The following is an 18604-nucleotide window of genomic DNA, read 5'->3' as shown; positions in this document are numbered from 1 at the left end:
TCGGTCTGTGTCCCCACAGACCGAAACATTACAAAAGATCCCTATAATCGGTTAAAAATCCAAAATTATCTATTCCGGTTTCATAAAATCTGGCAGATGACCAATCATAATCTTCAGGTTTTTCGCATAATTGCCATCTTTCTTGTAAAGGGTTGAGATGGATATAATCGATTTTCTGTTCTAGTTTATTTTGCGAATCCATTAAAACGGCTAAAGGATCCCGCTGCCATAAACGAAAATTTCTTTCTGCATCGGTTACTTTAAAATCTGATAGTCGCTCTGAATGTTGAAGTTTTATATCCTGAAAAATCTGATGAGAGGTAAATTTGTTAAAGCTTGCATGAGGCATTTCTTTCCCATTTAGCTCAATCATTTTCCATACCAAATGCAAGTGATTTGGCATAATTACAAAAGCATAAACAACAATCTTTTTTCTATTAACTAATTCCTTAAGTATCAATTACAACTATTTTATATTTATCGATAGAAAATATCTTCTTCCAATCTTTAACCGTATCCGTCCAAAAGTACACTTCATCCAAAAGCATCTTTGAATTATGATGTTGTATGAAGATTTCATTTTCCATAAATAAAAATAGAAAATTAACCTCAATCTCATTTAATCGAATATAAATTTATTTTGGTTCATGCCCCCTATAGAACCGATAATCGTAAAAATAAGATTGATATCTTTAAAATTGAATGTTTGTTTCGGTCTGTGAGGACACAGACCGAGGAATTAGTATTCTGGCTATTCTTACACTTCCGCAAAAGCTTACCGTTAACGTAATTAATCAATATTTAGCGCTGAAAGCACGGCAGCGGATTTAGTTGGGAGTTAACAGTGATGAGTTTAGAGGTATTGTTACAACAACATGCCTGGCAACTCTAAGCCCCAAACGCCCAACTCAAAACTCCCTACTCTTCTTCCCTAAAATACACTTTATAAAAATTCATCGATTTATCATCGTCATAACCTTTCTCAATCATGTCTTTATTGCCATGGATATAGATGTGGAAATTCTTATCCAATTTTAACACGCTTTTATAAGCCCTGGCCTGTTTTTTAACCGCAGATTCGGCAATTTCAAAATGATCGGCTATCGGACTTTCAAACTCTTCTTCGTAATTTTTCTTATAGTTTTTGAAAGATTCAATCCCGTCGGCATTGCCAATCACCTCATTTCCAAACTCCTCCATATCAAAGGTCTCTTTTTCTTTGAAATACTTCATTGAACGGTTTAAGAGATCAATTTTATCTGCTTTGCTGATTTCATAATCGTCATCAAGCTTCTGCGTGACAAAGTTTTTATAAACGCCTAGAACATTATGGGTCTGGTTATAACTATCATTCCTGATTTTGAGTTTTAAGAATTCATCTTTCCAATAAACGGCAGAGTCGTTACTACTCTTCGATTGATCCAATACCACGACTTTATAACCTTCTTCTCTATCTACATTAAAAATCAGGCAGCCTTTATCTAACTTATTAATGTTAATGGCTTCCTGTTCATAACTTACATTAAAACCATCCTGTTCCGGATAAACTTTTAAATAGGTATCTTTTGTTTCAGATTTAAAAATTCCAACTACATCCAATTGTTCACCTTCTATCTGCACCTTTTCAAAATAGGCAATATACAATTCACCCGATTTAATTTTTGGATGGTTGGCTACATCGTATAGATGTTTGGCCAGTTGTTGCGAATCTTCGTGAAACAGTTCATTATTTTCAAAAATTTCATGAACGAAATGGAATACTTCGTTCAATTCCAAATTATCATTAGGGTGATAAAACCGATAGACTTCATTTACTTTTTCAAAAGGCTTTAAGAAATATTGCAACAGCAGGTTCCCCAACATTTCGTCATCGATTTTTAAAGGCGCATCAGATAATTTGTAGTACTCTTCAAGTAATTTATTGCCAGTATGGTGGATGGAAAGTTGCTTCAGGGAAGCCTCGAAAAATGAAATCATAAGCGCAAAAATAGTAAAATCATTGGTTAACCCTCTAGTCAAAGTTTGCTCATTAACTGTTGCGCTCCCTTCAATTTATATACCACTGAGATGAGCATATGGATTGGTTTTGACGTTGAGTTATTTTACGCTTTTTAACTGATTTAAGAAATCAACAATCTTTTGATCTGCATAATTGGCCACACCCTCATGTTTGAAAGATAATCGCCCCTGCTTATCGAAAATAACAGTTGTGGGTAATGCACCTGTAAATAGCTGCTCGGGGATATTACTTTCTATCTTATAAACTGGCAAGTGATATTCCCGGTCGGACATAAATTGGGCCGATTTGGCAAGGTCGCCGTCAGCATCGGCAAAAATGAAAACTATATTTTGATCATTTTTAAATTGATCGTATAACTTGTTGATCGAAGGTAGCTCGGCTCTGCATGGCGGGCACCAGGTTGCCCAAAAGTTGAGAAAAATAACTTTGCCTTTTAAATCGCCAAGATCAACCAGATTGCCATTGACATCTTTAAACCTGATTCCGTTGAGACCAGCAATATTTTCTTTAGTTGTTTCCACATTGGGTTTATAGAAACCGATCTCCATTAAGCCCCTAATAAAAAATGCTTTTGCACCAGGTACAAAAGCCATTACCAAAAAGATAGCGATCAGTAATGCGTTAAATAGGTTTTTCCTGATAATTTTCATTTAACTATCTATTATCTTTATTGCAAATCATAATGGATTGGATTTGCAATCTACATTTCGGCACTTTATAGCAGATTTATGCAATCCCAGGTTAAACTACCGGTTAAATCTAAAGTCGAAACCACTATAAAAACAAAGTTACTTTGTAAATATATTATAATTGCTGAGGAATTGTTATTTTTGCCCGGTTGAAAAAGCATAGACAAAATATTCATAAATATTTATCAGTATTCCTGCTGATCGTATTTGCTATTGCTTTAACGCCATGGAGTGTACTTCACCACCATAATCCACTTCCGGTTGTTGAAAAGGAAGTTAATTGTAAACATGTTAGTCACGTACAGGCACATGGCGATACCTGTTTGATCTGTAACGCAAGTTTTGAAAAAAACTATGTGCAAATCCACCACATTTACAGAATCTTTTTATCAGCCAGAATTTTTAAGCGCATCGCACCAACATTAAAGAATGCCTTTACCGAGGTAAAACGCACTTGTTTACGTGGTCCCCCTTTGGCCTAATTTCTTCTTTCTCATCGCGCATCTGCGCTAATCAAATTATTTATCCGATAAACTAAAACCAGCTTCTTTTGAGCTATAGTTTTGGTATTTCGTTCATTTTATTTACACACATACATGAAAAAATTACAGCTTATTGGCTTGGTAATTCTATATACATTATTAAGCAATACTGCTTTCGCCGCCATATTAAAGGATATAAAAGGTAAGGTTATTGATGCCAGTACAAAACAGACATTACCAGGTGCTACCATTTTTATTCCTGATTTAAAAGTTTCATCCGTAACCAATAATGATGGAGAATTTACATTAAATAACCTTCCTGCTAAAGGAAGTTACCTAATCGAGGTACATTACGTCGGCTACAAAACCGCTGCGCAAGTAGTCAATTTTGCCAACGCAGCCGGATTGGAATTTGCCTTACAGCCTACTGCCATAGAAACAAAGGAAATTGTAATCACGGGAAGTTTAATCAGTAGCACGAGTAAACGAAATAGTGCCTCATCAGCTATAGTGGGCAAGGATCAGTTATTGCAGCCTTCCACTAACTTAATTGATGCGCTGGCTAAAGTACCTGGTGTATCGCAGATTACTACCGGCCCATCAATTTCTAAACCGGTAATCAGGGGTTTAGGTTATAATAGAATTGTAACCTTAGATGATGGTATTAAACAACAAGGCCAGCAATGGGGTGATGAACACGGCATCGAAATCGACCAATTTAAATCAGATCGTGTAGAGATTTTACGTGGCGCAGCATCGCTAATGTACGGTTCTGATGCACTTGGAGGAGTAATTAATCTATTAGAGCCGAGTACAGCACCTGAAGGACAGGTAAAAGGAGAATTCATTACCAATTACGCTACCAACAACGGACTTACCGCCAACTCATTAATGTTAAATGGTAACGAAAATGGCTTTGTTTGGAGGGCGCGTGGAACCTATAAAAATGCTTATTCTTTTAAAACACCTACCGGTTATTTCCCGAATTCAGGCTTTAACGAAACTGATTTGAGCGGAATGATTGGTTTAAATAAAAGCTGGGGTTATACGCACTTAAATGTGTCTAACTTTCACAATAATATCGGCTTTTACGATCCGCATTTAGATGACAACGGGAATTTTGTAAGAGAAGATGGTAGTGCGTTCACTAACAACGACTTTAAGAGTCGTACCTTAGAATATCCACGTCAGGACATCAGGCACTTTAAAATCGCCTTAAACAACAACTTCATCATCGGTAATGGTAATCTGAAGGCTGATTTTGGTTATCAACAGAATCAGCGCCGCGAACTGGAAGAGGGTCCAGATCCATCATTGTTTTTTGATCTTAAAACTTATAATGCCGATTTAAAATACTACATCCACGAAACAAACGGATGGCAACCTGTATTTGGTGTAAGTGCTGATGCCGGCCAAAGTGAAAACAAAGCAAACGATGAATTTTTGATACCAGATTATGATACCTATGGTATTGGTGTTTTTGCTTATGCCAAGAAAAACTGGGAGAACAGTACCTTTAGTATTGGCGCGCGTTACGATTATAGAAAGAATAACGGAAAACAATTATTTGTGGATAATGAAGAGCAGTTTGCACCTTTTCAGAATAAATTTTCGAACGTTAGCGGGGCATTAGGTTTTACCCATCAATTTAATGAAGCATTAAACTTTAAAGCCAACGCAGGTTCTGCTTTCCGTGCCCCTAACCCGGCAGAGTTAGCTTCAAATGGGGTTCATGAAGGAACTTTCCGCTATGAAATCGGTAATTCCAATTTAAGTCCGGAACGCAGTTACCAGGTAGATGCCGCTTTGGAATACGAAGGCAAAATTGTGAGTGCCAGCGCAAGTGTTTACAATAATTACGTTCACAACTTTATTTACGCTTCAACTAATGGAGAAAGAATAGATGCCGAAGATAGTAATTATCCGGTTTACCGTTATGGCCAGGTAAATGCTAATCTTTATGGTGCTGAAGCCAGTTTAACCATTCATCCGGTTCCGTTTATTCATTTCGAAAATACTTTTGGCTATGTTCATGCACAAAATAATACTTTGGATAGGCCATTAGCTTTCATACCTGCCGGGACATTGAGAAATGAGCTGCGTTTTGAACCCAAACTTAAAGGTGTAAATGATGCATACTTTTCTGTAGGAATTAATTCAGCATTTAAACAAACCCGTGTAGATGAGGTTTTTGAAACGCCAACCAGCGGTTATACCTTATTAAATGCAGGCATAGGGGCAACCTTTAATTTGGGCAAACAACCAGTTAAACTTTCGGTGTCCGCAAATAACTTGTTAGACCATAGGTATTACGATGCATTGAGCAGATTAAAACCTGGCCGTTTAGATTCAGAAAACCTTAATTTAGGTGTTTATAACCCCGGTAGAAACATTACATTCGGATTGTACATTCCTTTTACAGTAGCGAAATAACAACCGAAACCACTGAAAACAAAAAGCGGAGCTGATCGATAAGATTACTCCGCTTTCTGTTTAAGTCTGATCGTCATTGCGAGGAGAAACGACGAAGCCTGCCGGCAACAGGCAGGCTTCGTCGGCTGAAAAGCCTTCTTGCAATGACGATTTAATGAGGAACTCAACAACTGAATTTATCTGTCAATCAAGCTGATTATTATAATAATTACTCCTTACAATAACATTGGCTTGACGATGCATGATTGCACCTCCCACCTACTTCTTAAACTTTTCCCTTTTTGCCCTCACATATTGATTTGGCCATTCCACATCATCGCCAAGCACCTGTGCCGCATGTGTCGGAAAATAAGGATCACGTAATGATTCACGCGCAATAAAAATCAAATCGGCTTTTTCCTGCTCCAAAATTTCTTCAGCCTGGCGGGCTTCAACAATCACACCTACTGCGCCGGTATAAATGCCGATCTCATTCCTGATCTTATCCGCAAAAGGGACCTGGTAATTTGGTCCGGCAGGGATGACAACATCAGGTACATTTCCACCAGATGAGGTATCAATTAAATCCACTCCCCTATCTTTTAATACTGCAGCCAATTGCAAGGAATCATTTTCGTTCCATCCACCTTCCGTCCAGTCGGTTGCCGAAATACGGACGAACAATGGCAGATTATCTGGCCATACCGATTGTACAGCTTCAACTACATCAATGACCAAACGGATTCGGTTTTCGAAACTTCCGCCGTAAACATCTGTACGTTTATTACTCAAAGGACTGAAAAACTGATGCAGTAAATAACCATGCGCAGCATGTATTTCTACTACTTTATAACCTGCATCAAGTGCCCGTTTTGCAGCTGCCCTGAATGCAAAAACAATATCCTGAATTTCTGAAATCGAAAGTTCGTGCGGTTCTACCTGTCCAGGTTTGAAAGAAATTGGCGATGGACCGACCGGTTTCCAGCTATTTTCACCGGATGCAATCTGCTCGCCACCGTCCCATGGTACTTCACAACTGGCTTTTCGGCCGGCATGCGACAATTGAATGCCTGCAATAGCGCCATGATCATGGATAAAAGAAACAATTTGTTTCAGTTTTTCTACATGTTCATCTTTCCAGATGCCTAAATCGGCATATGTTATTCTTCCATCGGCAGTAACTGCTGAAGCTTCCTGGATAATTAAACCTGCACCACCAACGGCACGGCTCCCTAAATGAACCAAATGCCAATCGTTGGCAAAGCCATCAACAGCCGAATATTGGCACATCGGCGAAATCACAATTCTATTTTTTAAGGTTACATCCTTTATCGTAAAAGGAGAAAATAATTTAGACATATCTTTTCAATATTTAAACCACGGAGAGCACACAGAAATACACGGAGTACAACCAATGTTCCTCTCTGTGAAAAACTCCGTGTACGCTATGCTTAATATTACAATTAAAAACCAGCTTTCTTTAATTCTGTATTGATGAACTGAATATCTTCAGCACTTAATGTTACATTTACAGCTTTTGCATTTTGTATAGCTTGTTTTTCATTCCTTGCACCAACCAAAGCGATGGTGATACCTGGACGTTCAATCGTCCAACGTAAAACCAGTTGGGATAAGGTCGCATTTTGCTCATCTGCCAACGGTTTTATTTTAGCTAAAAATGCATTTGTTTTTTCGATACTTTCCGGTGAGAAAAATTTATTTCCCTTTCGGTGGTCGCCCTCTTCAAACTGGTAGTCAGTAGTCATTTTTCCGGTTAATAAACCGCGCTCCATCGGACTATAAGCCAAAACAGATTTATTATTCTCGATGCAGTATGGAACTATTTCTTCCTCAACACCGCGGTTTACCATGCTAAATGGAATCTGGTTGGAAATAATCTCTAAAGTCTGACCGGCCTCTTTTAATTGTGCTACATCATAATTACATACACCTGCATAACGCACCTTACCCTGTTCAATCAACCTGCTCACGGCTTCGAAAGTTTCACTGATCGGCGTAGTGGAGTCTGGCCAATGGATCTGGTAAAGGTCTATATAATCAGTACCCAAGCGTTTTAAAGATTGTTCGCATTCGTAAATTACACTTTCTTTTCCGGCGTATTTATAAATATCAATCTCTTTTCCTTCATTGTTTTTACTCTTAAAGCCAAAATCGCCTTTGGCCAAATCCCAACGCATCCCAAATTTGGTTACCAGTTGTAATTTATCGCGAGAAATGCCTTTTATGGCTTCGCCAACAATTTCTTCACTATCTCCCTGACCGTAAATGGGTGCGGTATCAATCGAAGTAACCCCTAAATCGTAACTGGCTTTTATGGCATTAATGGCATCGTTTCTATCTGTACTGCCCCACATCCAGCCACCAGCGGCCCAGGCGCCAAACGTAATTACTGACAATTCTAAATCTGAATTTCCAATTTTTCTGTATTCCATAATTATTTTTTAATGATTTGATCAACCGCATAACTGTTATACGGTAAGTAAACAAGTAGTACCGATAAAAATGCCACATGAATGAGTTGCGAAGGTAAGGCCTCCCAATTTTCAATGAGTGTGGTTCCGAAGATCAGCATCAATGAAATCGCTCCGGCAAATAATAACCCTTGCCTGGTAAACAAACCCAATATAATCATAAGCCCTGCTATCAATTCTGCAAACGGCAAAACATAACTAAATGGAACAACCAATTCATCAGGCAAATACGATTTCGAAAATTGCCCAACCATCCAATGGCTAAAACCAGTAAGTTTTGGCAAACGAACCAAACCATGTCCGAAAAAACTTAAACCAATTGCTAAGCGGCTAAGCAGATATGCCCATTTTGTATCCATACTACATAGATGTATTACAAACATACAATCTGGGTATGAAGGAAGTTTTATTGAAACAATGATTAAACTGATATTTTACGTTTCCGTGGCCTTTAGCAGAAAGCGAAGAGCGGAAAGCGTTAAGTGTAGGGCGAATAGTGTTGAGATTAAATCCAAATTAATCTCATAGGTACAAAGAAGATAACAAGAGTCTTAACACACATAGCGTTAGAATATAAATCAATTCCATCATCCCTTTTACATATTTCCATATAACAACGCCATCCGCCACACGCTCCACGTCAAACTTTTTCACCAAAAATTTGGAAACAACAAAATAAGATTATACTTTAGTGTATTATTTAACTAATACAGTAGATATGATCAATATTAACAATCTTAATTTTGGCTACAGCAAGCATAAGCCATTATTTAAAAATATGAGCATGCGGTTAAGCAATGGCCATATTTACGGTTTGCTTGGTAAAAACGGCGCCGGCAAATCAACTTTATTAAAAAACCTTGCAGGTTTGGTATATGCTCAGAGTGGTACATTGGAGGTAATGGGTTATGATCCTGCGAAAAGGCAGCCTGCGCTTTTAGAGCAGATCTGTTTTATTCCTGAAGAATTTTATCTGCCTTCGGTAAAAATTGGCACATACCTAAAAGCCAATGCTCCCTTTTATAAAAACTTCGATCATCAATATTTTAATGATTTGATCAAAGAATTTGATATTCCGGTTGAACAGAAACTCATTAACATGAGTTATGGCCAGAAGAAAAAAGTAATTATCGCTTTTGGATTGGCTACGCAGGCCAAATTGATAATTATGGATGAGCCTACTAATGGGTTGGATATCCCATCGAAGGCGCAGTTCAGGAAAATTATGGCTTCGGCCATGACAGATGAGCGTTGCATCATCATTTCTACCCACCAAGTTAGAGACCTGGATAATCTGATTGATACGGTGATCATGTTGGATGAAAATGACATTGCCCTTAAAGCCACAGTACAAGAAATTACTGAAAAACTGACCTTTAAAAAAGTAAAAAAGGTTGACGACAGCATATTTTACGCGGAGCCTTCGCTCTCTGGTTATAATGCCGTCATGCCAAATTACCACCAGGAAGAAAGCAAATTAGATATGGAGTTACTTTTTAATGCCATCCTAGCCGAAAAAATCAAATTTAAACCTTTATTCAGCTAAACCATGAACAACACATTTAACATAAACAGATTTGGATTATTGCTCAAAAGACAATGGCTGGAATTTGGAAAAATTTATTTAATGAGCCTGGTGGTATTAGCGTGCATTTTAATTGCCTTTTATTTTTTTAACACCCCGGATATCAACCGCTCATTTTATAAATGGGATGATCATGGCCGTGTTCAATTGGGTTTCCGGCTACCTACTTTTATTGCTATAGGCTTCCTGTTCCTGACCATTCAAGCCAGCGCTTATTTTAGCGCATTTGGTCAAAAGCCAAAGGCCATTATGGAGTTAATGACACCCGCCTCCGTTGCCGAAAAGTTTATTTGTGCCATTCTTTTTTCTACCATCCTCAGTATCATTAGCTACCTGCTTATTTTTTACGTAGTTGATGCGATTTTTTTAAACTATTTCAATGAGTTATGGCAAGATAGCAAAGCTACAAACTATAATACAGGTAAGCTGACCGTAGTTTCATTTAGCACATTGTTTGATGATCTAACTTCAGAAAAAGAGTTCAAGTTTTTATTTGCAATGCCTTTTTTCTTCTCGGGCATTTTTCTGCTAGGCTCTATCTATTTTAACCGATTTCATTACATCAAAACTGCTTTATCCGTAACAGCATTATTTTCATTCATCATTTTCTTCACCATTAAGTTTGGAAATTGGATAACAGCAGGTAAAAGCCGCATATACACTGTAGATCATGTAGAAAAAGATTTTGTACTTGCCATCTTTTTTTGGTCGTCAGTTGCACTCAGTTTAATTATTTGGCTGATCACTTATGTTCGCCTTAAAGAAAAAGAAGTTTAATTAAAAGGTATAGATATGGAATTTAGAGATAACAAGGCAATATACCTTCAGATAGCAGAATACGTTTGTGAGCACATTTTGCTAGGAAAATGGAAGGCTGATGAGAAGGTTCCTTCGGTAAGGGAATTAGCTGTAGAAATGGAAGTAAACCCCAATACCGTTATGCGTACCTACGAGTTGCTGCAAAATAAAAACATCATCAAAAATAAAAGGGGAATAGGCTTTTTTGTAGATGAAGCTGCAACTGAACACGTAAAAAGCTACCGGAAACAACAGTTCATGGCAGACGAGCTACCTGTAGTGTTCAGGAATATTTACCTGCTTAACATCGGTTTTGATGAGCTGGAAAACCAATACAAAACGTTTGTAAAAGAAAACTTTAACGCTTAAGAGAATGAAAACAAGTAATAAATTATTAATCGCACTTGCAGCACTACTGATTATTATCCCAATCATTGTTGTGGCAGTGAATGTTAAAATAAATTATCGTACGAGAACTGGCCATAATTTTGTAGAAGAGCAAGAGATAAATGAAGAACCTTTTGACAGGATGAGTAAAGACAGGGTTTCCATCCCCATTAAAACACCTTTTTCACTGGTTAATATTCCAGATGCAAAAAGGATATACTTAGAATTACACTTTATAAAAAGTACACAATCAGGTGTAAAAATACCTTACGATGTGAAAAATGACATCGTTTTTAATGTCAATAGGGCCGGAGTATTACAAATTAAGTTTAGTGATAAGCTTAATAGGTCTGGTAACCATTTTGATGGTATTGTGATATTGGTATATGGTCCAAATATTGATAAATTAGACGTTGGTAATGCTTCAAGCATTGTTTTAACAGCTAAAACCGACACTTTAGGTATTAACGTGAAAAATTCGGACCAACTCATGTTCAGTTCACCAGTTACATTTAGTACAGACGGAAAAATTACCAGGGTAATCAACCAAACTGAAATTAAAAATTTGACCATCAATCTGGATAGTACGGCATTCAGCTCAGGAAATAATAATTACAAGAACTTAAATATTATCTGCAAAAATTCATCTGCAAGTATTGAGGGTGAGGAGGGAGAAGAAAATAAAAATATTGAAAACTTAAACGTTAAAACTTTTGAAAAATCGGAAATTAAAATAGACAAATTTAATATCAATAAAATTTCAGGAAGTTTATCAGATGAAACCAAAGTTCAGATGCCTGTAAAATACTTGAAACAGATGTTTAAAGATTAATTCAAATTCATCACGCTTACAAAGCCAGTTATTGATCATGTAAAAAAGGGCATGATTTTTAAGCTAACTAATTGGCAAAAGTATAACTTAGGCCAATTAGTTTAGTTTTTTAGATCACTACCCAATACATGAAGAAGTTTTTCCTATTATTTGCCCTTTTATTCTTCTTTTTCCATCAGCTCAAAGCGCAGCACACAGACACGCTATCAATTACACTTGATAATGTTAAATATCCCTATCCGGTTAAATATTTCCCGATTAATACGGAAGGACAGGATATTAAAATGGCTTATATGGATGTTCAGCCAACAAAAGCTGTCAATGGCAAAACGGCTATCCTTTTTCATGGAAAAAACTTCGGCGGTTACTACTGGACCAACGTAATCAAGGCCCTCACCAATATTGGTTACCGCGTAATTGTTCCCGATCAGATCGGTTTCGGTAAATCATCAAAAGCATTTATCCATTATAGTTTCCACCAAATGGCTACCTGGAATAAAAAGCTTTTAGATACGCTGGGGATTCAAAAAACCGTTGTTTTAGGTCATAGCATGGGCGGCATGTTAGCCACCCGTTTCGCTTTGATGTATCCTGATAAAACAGAAAAGCTCTTACTTGAAAACCCAATCGGATTAGAGGATTATAAAACGTTCATCCCATATATTACTACAGCACAGCAGTACCAAACGGAACTTAAAACCACGCCCGAGAGCGTACGAAAATATTATCAGGGTTCTTATTTTACTTATTGGAAACCCGAATATGAATATTTGGTAGACATTGCGGGAGGCGTTACCAATAGTTCAGATTACCCACGCTGGGCTAAAGTTGCCGCGCTCACTTATACGATGACTTATGAGCAACCTGTAGTATACGAATTTCAAAATTTAAAAGTACCCACTGTTTTATTCATCGGTAAGGAAGATAAAACCATCGTTGGCAAGGCATTGCTTACACCAGATCAACAGGCTTTACATGGGCAATATAAATTTTTAGGGAAACAGACCGCAGCGAAAATTATTGGCGCTAAACTTATCGAATTTGACGCCTGTGGGCATATTCCTCATATCGAGATCCCGACGGAGTTTTTGGTGGCACTAACGGGCAGTTTATAGTTTTTGAAACACCTCACCGGTTTTCGAAACCTGTGAGGTTCAATAAATTAATTAATCTCTTTCCCTGTAATTTTATTAATACCCTGCATTTCGAAATCGATATCCTGCCCCATCGATTTCATTTTTCCGTATAACTCTACACGTAGGTGACTGTTCAGCACAATACCGGTTTTTATATCAATAGACGTTTCACCAGAATTGGTTCCATGTAAATCTGTTTCCATTTTGTTGCCCATTGCTTCAAAATCTCCTTTTGAAACCAATGTCCCTTTTACACTCAATATAGCAATGCCATCCTCTACTTCTTTCAAAGTATATCGCGTAATGGTTTCAATCGGCATACTCATTTGCATTTTGGTATCAACTGTCCAGCTGTCGCCTATTTTAACCGCTTTATCTGGATAAATTTTAAATGACGATTCCATTGTTTGCTTCACAATTTCATTGTTAAATTGTCTACTTAAGGCATTTTTAAGCTGTTTAGCCTGACTGGTATCTTTAGTCATCCTTGTTGCCATTTTATCCAACATCTGATCTATACCAGCAACAGTTTTTATGGCACCGCTTGGGCTGATCGTCATGTAAAAAGATGCACCTTTTAAGCCGCTGAAAGGATTCTTTTTGGTGCTATCCTGATCATCGGAGCTCAATGTCATGGCATTTCCCATTGCATTCGATTTAATAAACAACCTATTGTAAGTTACCTTTAAATCTTTATCGCCATTGTGTCCTTCAGTAATATCAAAAATGTAATCTGTCCCTATGGTTTGCGTGGAGTTTATGCTTCTGCCAGCAATTTTCTGATTGATGATCTGATCGGAAACAAATGAAAAATCATACTTATTCCCTGTCGGATAATTCTGCTTAAGCGAATATGTTTTTTGTGCCCATACACCAAGTGAGGCCAAACTGCAAAGCAATGTGATTATTATTTTCATCTTTTTTGATTAATCAAACTATCCGGCAGGTTGCTGGGCAAAAATGCGACTTAACTGAAAATACAGTTCAGGGTGTTTGTCTTTTAACAGCTCAGGTTTTTCAAAGAAATATTCAGAAACCACGGCAAAAAACTCAGCCTGATTAGTGATGGCATAAGGATTAATATCCGACTTATTCTCTTCAATTTTTTCCATTTCCTCATGCATCATCTTAATCCACGGTAAAGTGTACTCATGTGCCAACAAATTTTCCGGAACACCATCGGTTGCCCCATCAGATTTATCTAAAAGATGTACAAATTCGTGTATGGCTGTATTCTCTTTGCCTGCGCTTTTAGAGAAACCATAGCGCAATGCCGAACGCGATAAAATCATTTGTCCGTTCATATACCCAGTGCCCACCATCCCCATGATATTTCTTTCACCACTATCAAACTGAAAATCCTTATTAAAAGTATCCGGATATAATAAAACGCTGGTGAGGTTCTTGTACTGCCAATCGTCAAAACCAAAAATGGGGATTACCGCACTTGCCGCAATTAGCAATTCATCCAATGTGGTCATTTCCAAACCAACCGGTTCGATTTTAACCGTACTGAAAAATGTAGCCACCTTTTCTTCAAACCTCAATTTATCTGTCGAATCAAGATTGTGGTAATAACTCACATAATCATCGAGTATTTTTTTGTCTACGTCGGTTAAAGGCGTTACTGCCACTTTCTTTTTCTTTAGGATTAAATATAGGGCAATCAAAAAAATTGGAATCAGGTATATAAACGGGAGAGAATTCATGAGATTATGTTGTTACCGGGCTTTCTATAATTTCAATTTGTGTTAAAACGTCTTCTCTTGTTACAGGATAGGGTTTATTATCGATTATCCCCTGATAAACGGCTTCAAAAAGGGGCAAATAACTTCCTACTTCCGACGGAACTTTCTCTTCGGTTTTCTTTCCATCAGCATCAATGGTCGTTAACAAACCATCTTTATTTTCAGGTTCAATGCCATAACTGGGGTCGGTTAATTTCATGCCAGCCAATAACTGTTCTTCCTGAATATCGGTTCTTTGTTTAATAAAGCTGCCGTTTACGCCATGTAAAACAAATCCTGGCTGTGGGTTCACGACTAACATACTCGAAGTAACGAAAACGTGCAGACTATCAGGGTAAGTCAATTGGATGGAAAAGTAATCATCTACCAAAGTACCTTCCCTATTTTTACCCAAAATTTTATGGTAATTTAAGGGCTTGCCAAACAGGCTGATTACCTGATCTAAAAGATGTGGCCCTAAATCATATAGGAGTCCACTGGCTTCTACAGGTGTTTCTTTAAATACTTTTGGTCCAATTACATTGCGGTAACGGTCGTAACGCAAATGAACCTCAACCAATTTACCCAGTCTACCGCTTTCAATAACATTTCGTACAGATGTAAAATCGCTGTCCCAGCGACGGTTCTGGTAAAAGAAAATCTGTTTGCCTACACTATCGGCCAGTTCGAACAGTTCTTTTGCCTTTGCCGTTGTTGCAGTAAAGGGCTTTTCTACCAAAATATGCTTGTGTTTATTTAAAGCTGCTTTGGCATGTTCGTAATGGAGATTGTTTGGGGTATTAATTACGATTAGCTCTATTTCCTCATCATTTAATAACTCATCAACACTATTGTAGCTGATAATATCTGGATAATCATTCACTGCATTCTTATGGTTGCGTTCTACCACAGCCTGTAAATTGAATCCGCTGTGGGCCTGCAAAAAAGGAGCATGAAAAACTTTCCCCGACATGCCGTAGGCTAATAAACCCGCATTAATTTTTTTATTACTATTTGTATCCATAGGTTATAAATGTAACCAAAAATACCGTTACCATTCAAGCGTGGGTGTTAAAAGCCTAAACGTTTTACTTAATGCTTACACGTTTTTGCACTATCTTTGCATTTATGAAGCCGTCGGAGATTAATGCCAAGTGGAAAGTTTTACAGGAAAGGATTTCAACTGAATTTGAATCAGATTTTCCTGATTTAAAGGTCATGCTTTTTTTAATAGGCGTTCAGGAACTGGGCAAAGGCCCGAAAAAATATAGTAAGCGCCAGAAAGAAGAGCTGATGCATATTGCTACCTGCCGTTTATTGAGCGAAATGGGATTTTATGAACTGGAAGGCTTAGACCAGGATGGATGGCCCCATTGGAAATTGATCAAAGCCATTCCACCCTATACCATGTTAGAGCAGGAAATGCTGATGAAATCGCTGGTGGTGAGTTATTTTGAGGATATTTATTCGTAGTGAGCGATGTTAGTCTCTTCCTAACGCGATCGTCATACTGAACTTCCGGCCGGTCGGATGAGTGATACAGCATCTTCCTGCTAGATAGACCCTGAAATCATTTGTGGTGTCGGATGTTCCCATCCGACAATCTATATTTATTTCATAGGGTTTGGAAAGCAAGGCCATTTACATTATTTAACGTCAGTTGGGCTTTTTGCTAAATCTCCGATTCTGATGAAAAATCAGATCGGAGGATGCCGCTTCAATCCCGTTTAAGAACCTTATTCCGGTACAACGATTTAAGTTGCAGAGTAGTTTAGCTTCCGGGCACAACCTAGGTTATCTAAACCCGACAGTAGCGGGCATCCCGACATAAAGTCCTACCGTGTGGACACATCTTTTTATGAATTGTTTAGGCGTTTTGCTAGCCAACTTTAATAATGCACTGATTTTAGCGAAGAACACTGTCAATCCCAAGAGCCAGGGAAATCAAAAAACAGTTGCAGTTAAGTTAAATTAGCACTAACAAACCTGAAACGCAGTGGTTTTGTGTTCATTACAATGATTTGATTTCAAAAGAATATTGAACACAAAACGAAGTGCCACTGTTTTTTTGATGCGTATGGGGTTGTGCAAAAGGCTCATTGCTGGATTGACGAAGCGCTTTGGGTACTTTGGCGCTCCAAAGTACCATGCCTCCGCGGCATAGAGCGGGAGAAAAATATTATAATTAATTGTGTCCACACGGTAGGACATAAAGTCGGAATAAAGCGGATGGCGGGATTACCGGAACCGATAAACACAGGAACCTGCTTTCCAAAAAAGGCGATAAATTTTCACCTTATCACTCAATTAAATTAATGTAGTAGTTTCCTGTTGTTTTGTGGGTAACCAAACCAGCGATAGGCTGACAAAGAGTTGCCAACCTGGATAGCGCGTTGGCAAGAAAGTTAAATAACTCGTAAACGAAAAAAACCCCAGTGCGTGTACACTGGGGTGAGTATATATTGACCTCATAGGTAGAGGGAATTCTTGATATTAACCTTGTTTTTGTGCGGTAGATTTTAAGGCATCATTTGCAACAATTACAATTTCTACACGACGATTTGCCGCACGGCCTGCGTCAGTGCTGTTATCTGCAATTGGCTCAGCAAAACCTTTACCAATGGTAACTAATCTTGAAGATGGAACACCTTGAGAAACGGCATAAGCTTTAACCGCAGCCGCTCTTCTTTCTGAAAGGCCCATATTGTATTGTTCGGTACCACGGCTATCAGTATGGCCAATAATTTTGATATCTGTATCAGGATATTGGTTTAACGAAGAAGCTAAACTCTGAATATTGGTTTTAGCTGCATCTTTCAAAGCAGTTTTATCAAAATCAAATAAAATACCACTATCAAATTTTACAATAATACCTTCACCTTCACGGATTACCTCTGCATTAGGAATAGCCTTTTGAATTTCAGCGGCCTGTCTGTCCATTCTACGGCCAATAAAAGCTCCGGCTGTACCACCTATTGCACCACCAATTAAAGCGCCAACTGCTGTATTACCTGCTTTTTTACCGATTAATGCACCAACTACACCACCAGCTGCTGCGCCAATACCAGCACCTTTTTGTGTTTTTGTTAAACTATCGCAACTTTGGAATGCCATTGATCCTACAGCCAATCCTATGCTTAATGTTGCTATTCTTACTTTTGAAATACTCATGATATGCTAGATTTATAATTACCGAGCAACATATTCAAACACAATGCCAAAAAGCAAGAGCGCTATGTTTTCGCTCTATTTTTATTATAATCCCCAATAAACTGGAATTCTTTTTTCAAAAAAAGAGTCCCGATCAATCAGGACTCTTTGCATAAATTGTATCAATCTTAGTACAAAAAACTAAGCAGAAAAATAACTTTCCAACTCTTTTAAGGTATTTTCGTCTGTTTTAAAATCTTTAATAACCTGTCCCTTTTCAACCAGCACGATCCGGTTACAAACATCGGTAACATGGTTTAAATCGTGACTAGAGATGAAAGTAGTCATGTTGCCTGCCTGTGCCTTTAACAAGTTCTTTAAACGGATTTGCGTGGTTGGATCAAGGTTGGCAAAAGGTTCATCCAAAATCAATATTTCTGGTTTTTGCATTAAAGCAGCAGCAATACCGACCTTTACCTGATTTCCTTTACTAAAATCGCGTATGTACTTCCCACTGTTCAGGATTTCGCCATTAAAAAACTCACCATATTGGTTAAGGTAGACGGAAACATCGGCAACACTTAAATTGTGTAAACTGCCAATAAAAATAAAATACTCTTCCGGTGTTAAATAATCGATCAGGAAACCCTCATCCAAAAAAGATGCGGTATAATTTTTCCAGTTATCGTTTTGCATTACATTTTCCCCTTTGGATAAAACCTCGCCTGAAGTTGGGCGGATCAGATCTAAAAGCATCCTAAAGAAAGTCGTTTTACCTGCACCATTATTTCCTACTAAACCAACGGTTTCACCGGAAGCGATCTGTAGGTCTTCGATATTTACGACGGTTTTATCGCCATAAACTTTTTGTAATTTCTTAACTTCTAAAATCAT

19 protein-coding genes are annotated in these 18604 nt (G+C 37.9%); 8 read left to right on the top strand and 11 right to left on the bottom strand.

The window, feature by feature from the left end:
* Positions 1 to 28: 28 nt before the first annotated feature.
* The 3 genes from PGN18_RS08050 to PGN18_RS08040 form a co-directional block, all read right to left on the bottom strand.
* Complete coding sequence (locus PGN18_RS08050) at positions 29 to 460, bottom strand: transposase (protein WP_335318933.1); 432 nt, start codon at positions 458 to 460, stop codon at positions 29 to 31.
* Positions 461 to 918: 458 nt separating this feature from the next.
* The gene (locus tag PGN18_RS08045; protein ID WP_335318932.1) at positions 919 to 1977 is read right to left on the bottom strand and encodes a nucleoid-associated protein; all 1059 of its coding nucleotides are present in this window, start codon (positions 1975 to 1977) and stop codon (positions 919 to 921) included.
* A 120-nt stretch (positions 1978 to 2097) separates the two neighbouring features.
* Positions 2098 to 2670, bottom strand: coding sequence for a TlpA family protein disulfide reductase (locus tag PGN18_RS08040; protein ID WP_335318931.1), 573 nt, complete (start codon positions 2668 to 2670; stop codon positions 2098 to 2100).
* A 188-nt stretch (positions 2671 to 2858) separates the two neighbouring features.
* On the opposite strand from PGN18_RS08040, the gene PGN18_RS08035 reads away from it, so the two are divergent.
* Both PGN18_RS08035 and PGN18_RS08030 read left to right on the top strand, forming a co-directional pair.
* Positions 2859 to 3191: a hypothetical protein gene (locus tag PGN18_RS08035; RefSeq protein WP_335318930.1), complete on the top strand. Its 333-nt coding sequence runs from the start codon at positions 2859 to 2861 to the stop codon at positions 3189 to 3191.
* A 114-nt stretch (positions 3192 to 3305) separates the two neighbouring features.
* Positions 3306 to 5624 carry a TonB-dependent receptor gene (locus PGN18_RS08030; RefSeq protein WP_335318929.1) on the top strand — a complete coding sequence of 773 codons (2319 nt, stop codon included), beginning with the start codon at positions 3306 to 3308 and terminating at the stop codon, positions 5622 to 5624.
* A gap of 258 nt (positions 5625 to 5882) precedes the next feature.
* Here the strand turns inward: PGN18_RS08030 and namA are convergent, their stop codons facing one another.
* From namA to PGN18_RS08015, 3 genes are all read right to left on the bottom strand, one after another.
* Positions 5883 to 6962 carry an NADPH dehydrogenase NamA gene (gene namA / locus PGN18_RS08025; protein WP_335318928.1) on the bottom strand — a complete coding sequence of 360 codons (1080 nt, stop codon included), beginning with the start codon at positions 6960 to 6962 and terminating at the stop codon, positions 5883 to 5885.
* Positions 6963 to 7066: 104 nt separating this feature from the next.
* Positions 7067 to 8056, bottom strand: a complete 990-nt coding sequence (locus tag PGN18_RS08020; RefSeq protein ID WP_335318927.1) for an aldo/keto reductase — start codon at positions 8054 to 8056, stop codon at positions 7067 to 7069.
* Between the two features lie 2 nt (positions 8057 to 8058).
* The gene (locus PGN18_RS08015) at positions 8059 to 8454 is read right to left on the bottom strand and encodes a DoxX family protein (protein WP_335318926.1); all 396 of its coding nucleotides are present in this window, start codon (positions 8452 to 8454) and stop codon (positions 8059 to 8061) included.
* A 359-nt stretch (positions 8455 to 8813) separates the two neighbouring features.
* Between PGN18_RS08015 and PGN18_RS08010 the strand changes: the two genes are divergently transcribed.
* The 5 genes from PGN18_RS08010 (at position 8814) to PGN18_RS07990 (ending at position 12812) form a co-directional block, all read left to right on the top strand.
* Positions 8814 to 9641, top strand: a complete 828-nt coding sequence (locus tag PGN18_RS08010) for an ABC transporter ATP-binding protein (RefSeq protein WP_335318925.1) — start codon at positions 8814 to 8816, stop codon at positions 9639 to 9641.
* Between the two features lie 3 nt (positions 9642 to 9644).
* Positions 9645 to 10457 carry a hypothetical protein gene (locus tag PGN18_RS08005; protein ID WP_335318924.1) on the top strand — a complete coding sequence of 271 codons (813 nt, stop codon included), beginning with the start codon at positions 9645 to 9647 and terminating at the stop codon, positions 10455 to 10457.
* Positions 10458 to 10472: 15 nt separating this feature from the next.
* Complete coding sequence (locus PGN18_RS08000) at positions 10473 to 10847, top strand: GntR family transcriptional regulator (RefSeq protein ID WP_335318923.1); 375 nt, start codon at positions 10473 to 10475, stop codon at positions 10845 to 10847.
* A 4-nt stretch (positions 10848 to 10851) separates the two neighbouring features.
* Positions 10852 to 11697, top strand: a complete 846-nt coding sequence (locus tag PGN18_RS07995) for a hypothetical protein (protein ID WP_335318922.1) — start codon at positions 10852 to 10854, stop codon at positions 11695 to 11697.
* A 128-nt stretch (positions 11698 to 11825) separates the two neighbouring features.
* Complete coding sequence (locus PGN18_RS07990; RefSeq protein WP_335318921.1) at positions 11826 to 12812, top strand: alpha/beta fold hydrolase; 987 nt, start codon at positions 11826 to 11828, stop codon at positions 12810 to 12812.
* Positions 12813 to 12859: 47 nt separating this feature from the next.
* Here PGN18_RS07990 and PGN18_RS07985 read toward each other — a convergent pair whose 3' ends face one another.
* Genes PGN18_RS07985 through PGN18_RS07975 form a run of 3 tightly spaced genes read right to left on the bottom strand, consistent with a single transcriptional unit; the run spans position 12860 to position 15584 of the window.
* Positions 12860 to 13750: a DUF6263 family protein gene (locus PGN18_RS07985; protein ID WP_335318920.1), complete on the bottom strand. Its 891-nt coding sequence runs from the start codon at positions 13748 to 13750 to the stop codon at positions 12860 to 12862.
* An 18-nt stretch (positions 13751 to 13768) separates the two neighbouring features.
* A complete protein-coding gene (locus PGN18_RS07980) occupies positions 13769 to 14542 on the bottom strand; it encodes a zinc-dependent peptidase (protein ID WP_335318919.1) in 774 nt (257 codons plus the stop codon).
* A gap of 4 nt (positions 14543 to 14546) precedes the next feature.
* On the bottom strand, positions 14547 to 15584 hold the full coding sequence (locus PGN18_RS07975; RefSeq protein ID WP_335318918.1) for a Gfo/Idh/MocA family oxidoreductase: 1038 nt from the start codon (positions 15582 to 15584) through the stop codon (positions 14547 to 14549).
* A gap of 104 nt (positions 15585 to 15688) precedes the next feature.
* On the opposite strand from PGN18_RS07975, the gene PGN18_RS07970 reads away from it, so the two are divergent.
* Entirely contained in the window at positions 15689 to 16033 is a 345-nt protein-coding gene (locus tag PGN18_RS07970; protein WP_335318916.1) for a hypothetical protein, read from the top strand.
* A 1020-nt stretch (positions 16034 to 17053) separates the two neighbouring features.
* Here PGN18_RS07970 and PGN18_RS07965 read toward each other — a convergent pair.
* Both PGN18_RS07965 and PGN18_RS07960 read right to left on the bottom strand, forming a co-directional pair.
* Positions 17054 to 17731, bottom strand: a complete 678-nt coding sequence (locus PGN18_RS07965; RefSeq protein ID WP_335318915.1) for an OmpA family protein — start codon at positions 17729 to 17731, stop codon at positions 17054 to 17056.
* 180 nt (positions 17732 to 17911) lie between these two features.
* Positions 17912 to 18604 (bottom strand): ABC transporter ATP-binding protein, encoded by a 693-nt coding sequence (locus tag PGN18_RS07960; protein ID WP_335318914.1) that lies wholly within the window; start codon positions 18602 to 18604, stop codon positions 17912 to 17914.

The sequence above is a fragment of the Pedobacter terrae genome, from assembly GCF_036946585.1.
Classification (GTDB): domain Bacteria; phylum Bacteroidota; class Bacteroidia; order Sphingobacteriales; family Sphingobacteriaceae; genus Pedobacter; species Pedobacter terrae_C.
This window is presented reverse-complemented; position numbering and strand designations above follow the sequence as displayed.

Coding starts and splice junctions, on each gene's coding strand:
- PGN18_RS08045 (WP_335318932.1), bottom strand. CDS start 1,977: ATGATTTCATTTTTCGAGGCTTCCCTGAAGCAACTTTCCATCCACCAT.
- PGN18_RS08040 (WP_335318931.1), bottom strand. CDS start 2,670: ATGAAAATTATCAGGAAAAACCTATTTAACGCATTACTGATCGCTATC.
- PGN18_RS08030 (WP_335318929.1), top strand. CDS start 3,306: ATGAAAAAATTACAGCTTATTGGCTTGGTAATTCTATATACATTATTA.
- namA (WP_335318928.1), bottom strand. CDS start 6,962: ATGTCTAAATTATTTTCTCCTTTTACGATAAAGGATGTAACCTTAAAA.
- PGN18_RS08020 (WP_335318927.1), bottom strand. CDS start 8,056: ATGGAATACAGAAAAATTGGAAATTCAGATTTAGAATTGTCAGTAATT.
- PGN18_RS08015 (WP_335318926.1), bottom strand. CDS start 8,454: ATGGATACAAAATGGGCATATCTGCTTAGCCGCTTAGCAATTGGTTTA.
- PGN18_RS08010 (WP_335318925.1), top strand. CDS start 8,814: ATGATCAATATTAACAATCTTAATTTTGGCTACAGCAAGCATAAGCCA.
- PGN18_RS08005 (WP_335318924.1), top strand. CDS start 9,645: ATGAACAACACATTTAACATAAACAGATTTGGATTATTGCTCAAAAGA.
- PGN18_RS08000 (WP_335318923.1), top strand. CDS start 10,473: ATGGAATTTAGAGATAACAAGGCAATATACCTTCAGATAGCAGAATAC.
- PGN18_RS07995 (WP_335318922.1), top strand. CDS start 10,852: ATGAAAACAAGTAATAAATTATTAATCGCACTTGCAGCACTACTGATT.
- PGN18_RS07990 (WP_335318921.1), top strand. CDS start 11,826: ATGAAGAAGTTTTTCCTATTATTTGCCCTTTTATTCTTCTTTTTCCAT.
- PGN18_RS07985 (WP_335318920.1), bottom strand. CDS start 13,750: ATGAAAATAATAATCACATTGCTTTGCAGTTTGGCCTCACTTGGTGTA.
- PGN18_RS07980 (WP_335318919.1), bottom strand. CDS start 14,542: ATGAATTCTCTCCCGTTTATATACCTGATTCCAATTTTTTTGATTGCC.
- PGN18_RS07975 (WP_335318918.1), bottom strand. CDS start 15,584: ATGGATACAAATAGTAATAAAAAAATTAATGCGGGTTTATTAGCCTAC.
- PGN18_RS07970 (WP_335318916.1), top strand. CDS start 15,689: ATGAAGCCGTCGGAGATTAATGCCAAGTGGAAAGTTTTACAGGAAAGG.
- PGN18_RS07965 (WP_335318915.1), bottom strand. CDS start 17,731: ATGAGTATTTCAAAAGTAAGAATAGCAACATTAAGCATAGGATTGGCT.
- PGN18_RS07960 (WP_335318914.1), bottom strand. CDS start 18,604: ATGATTTTAGAAGTTAAGAAATTACAAAAAGTTTATGGCGATAAAACC.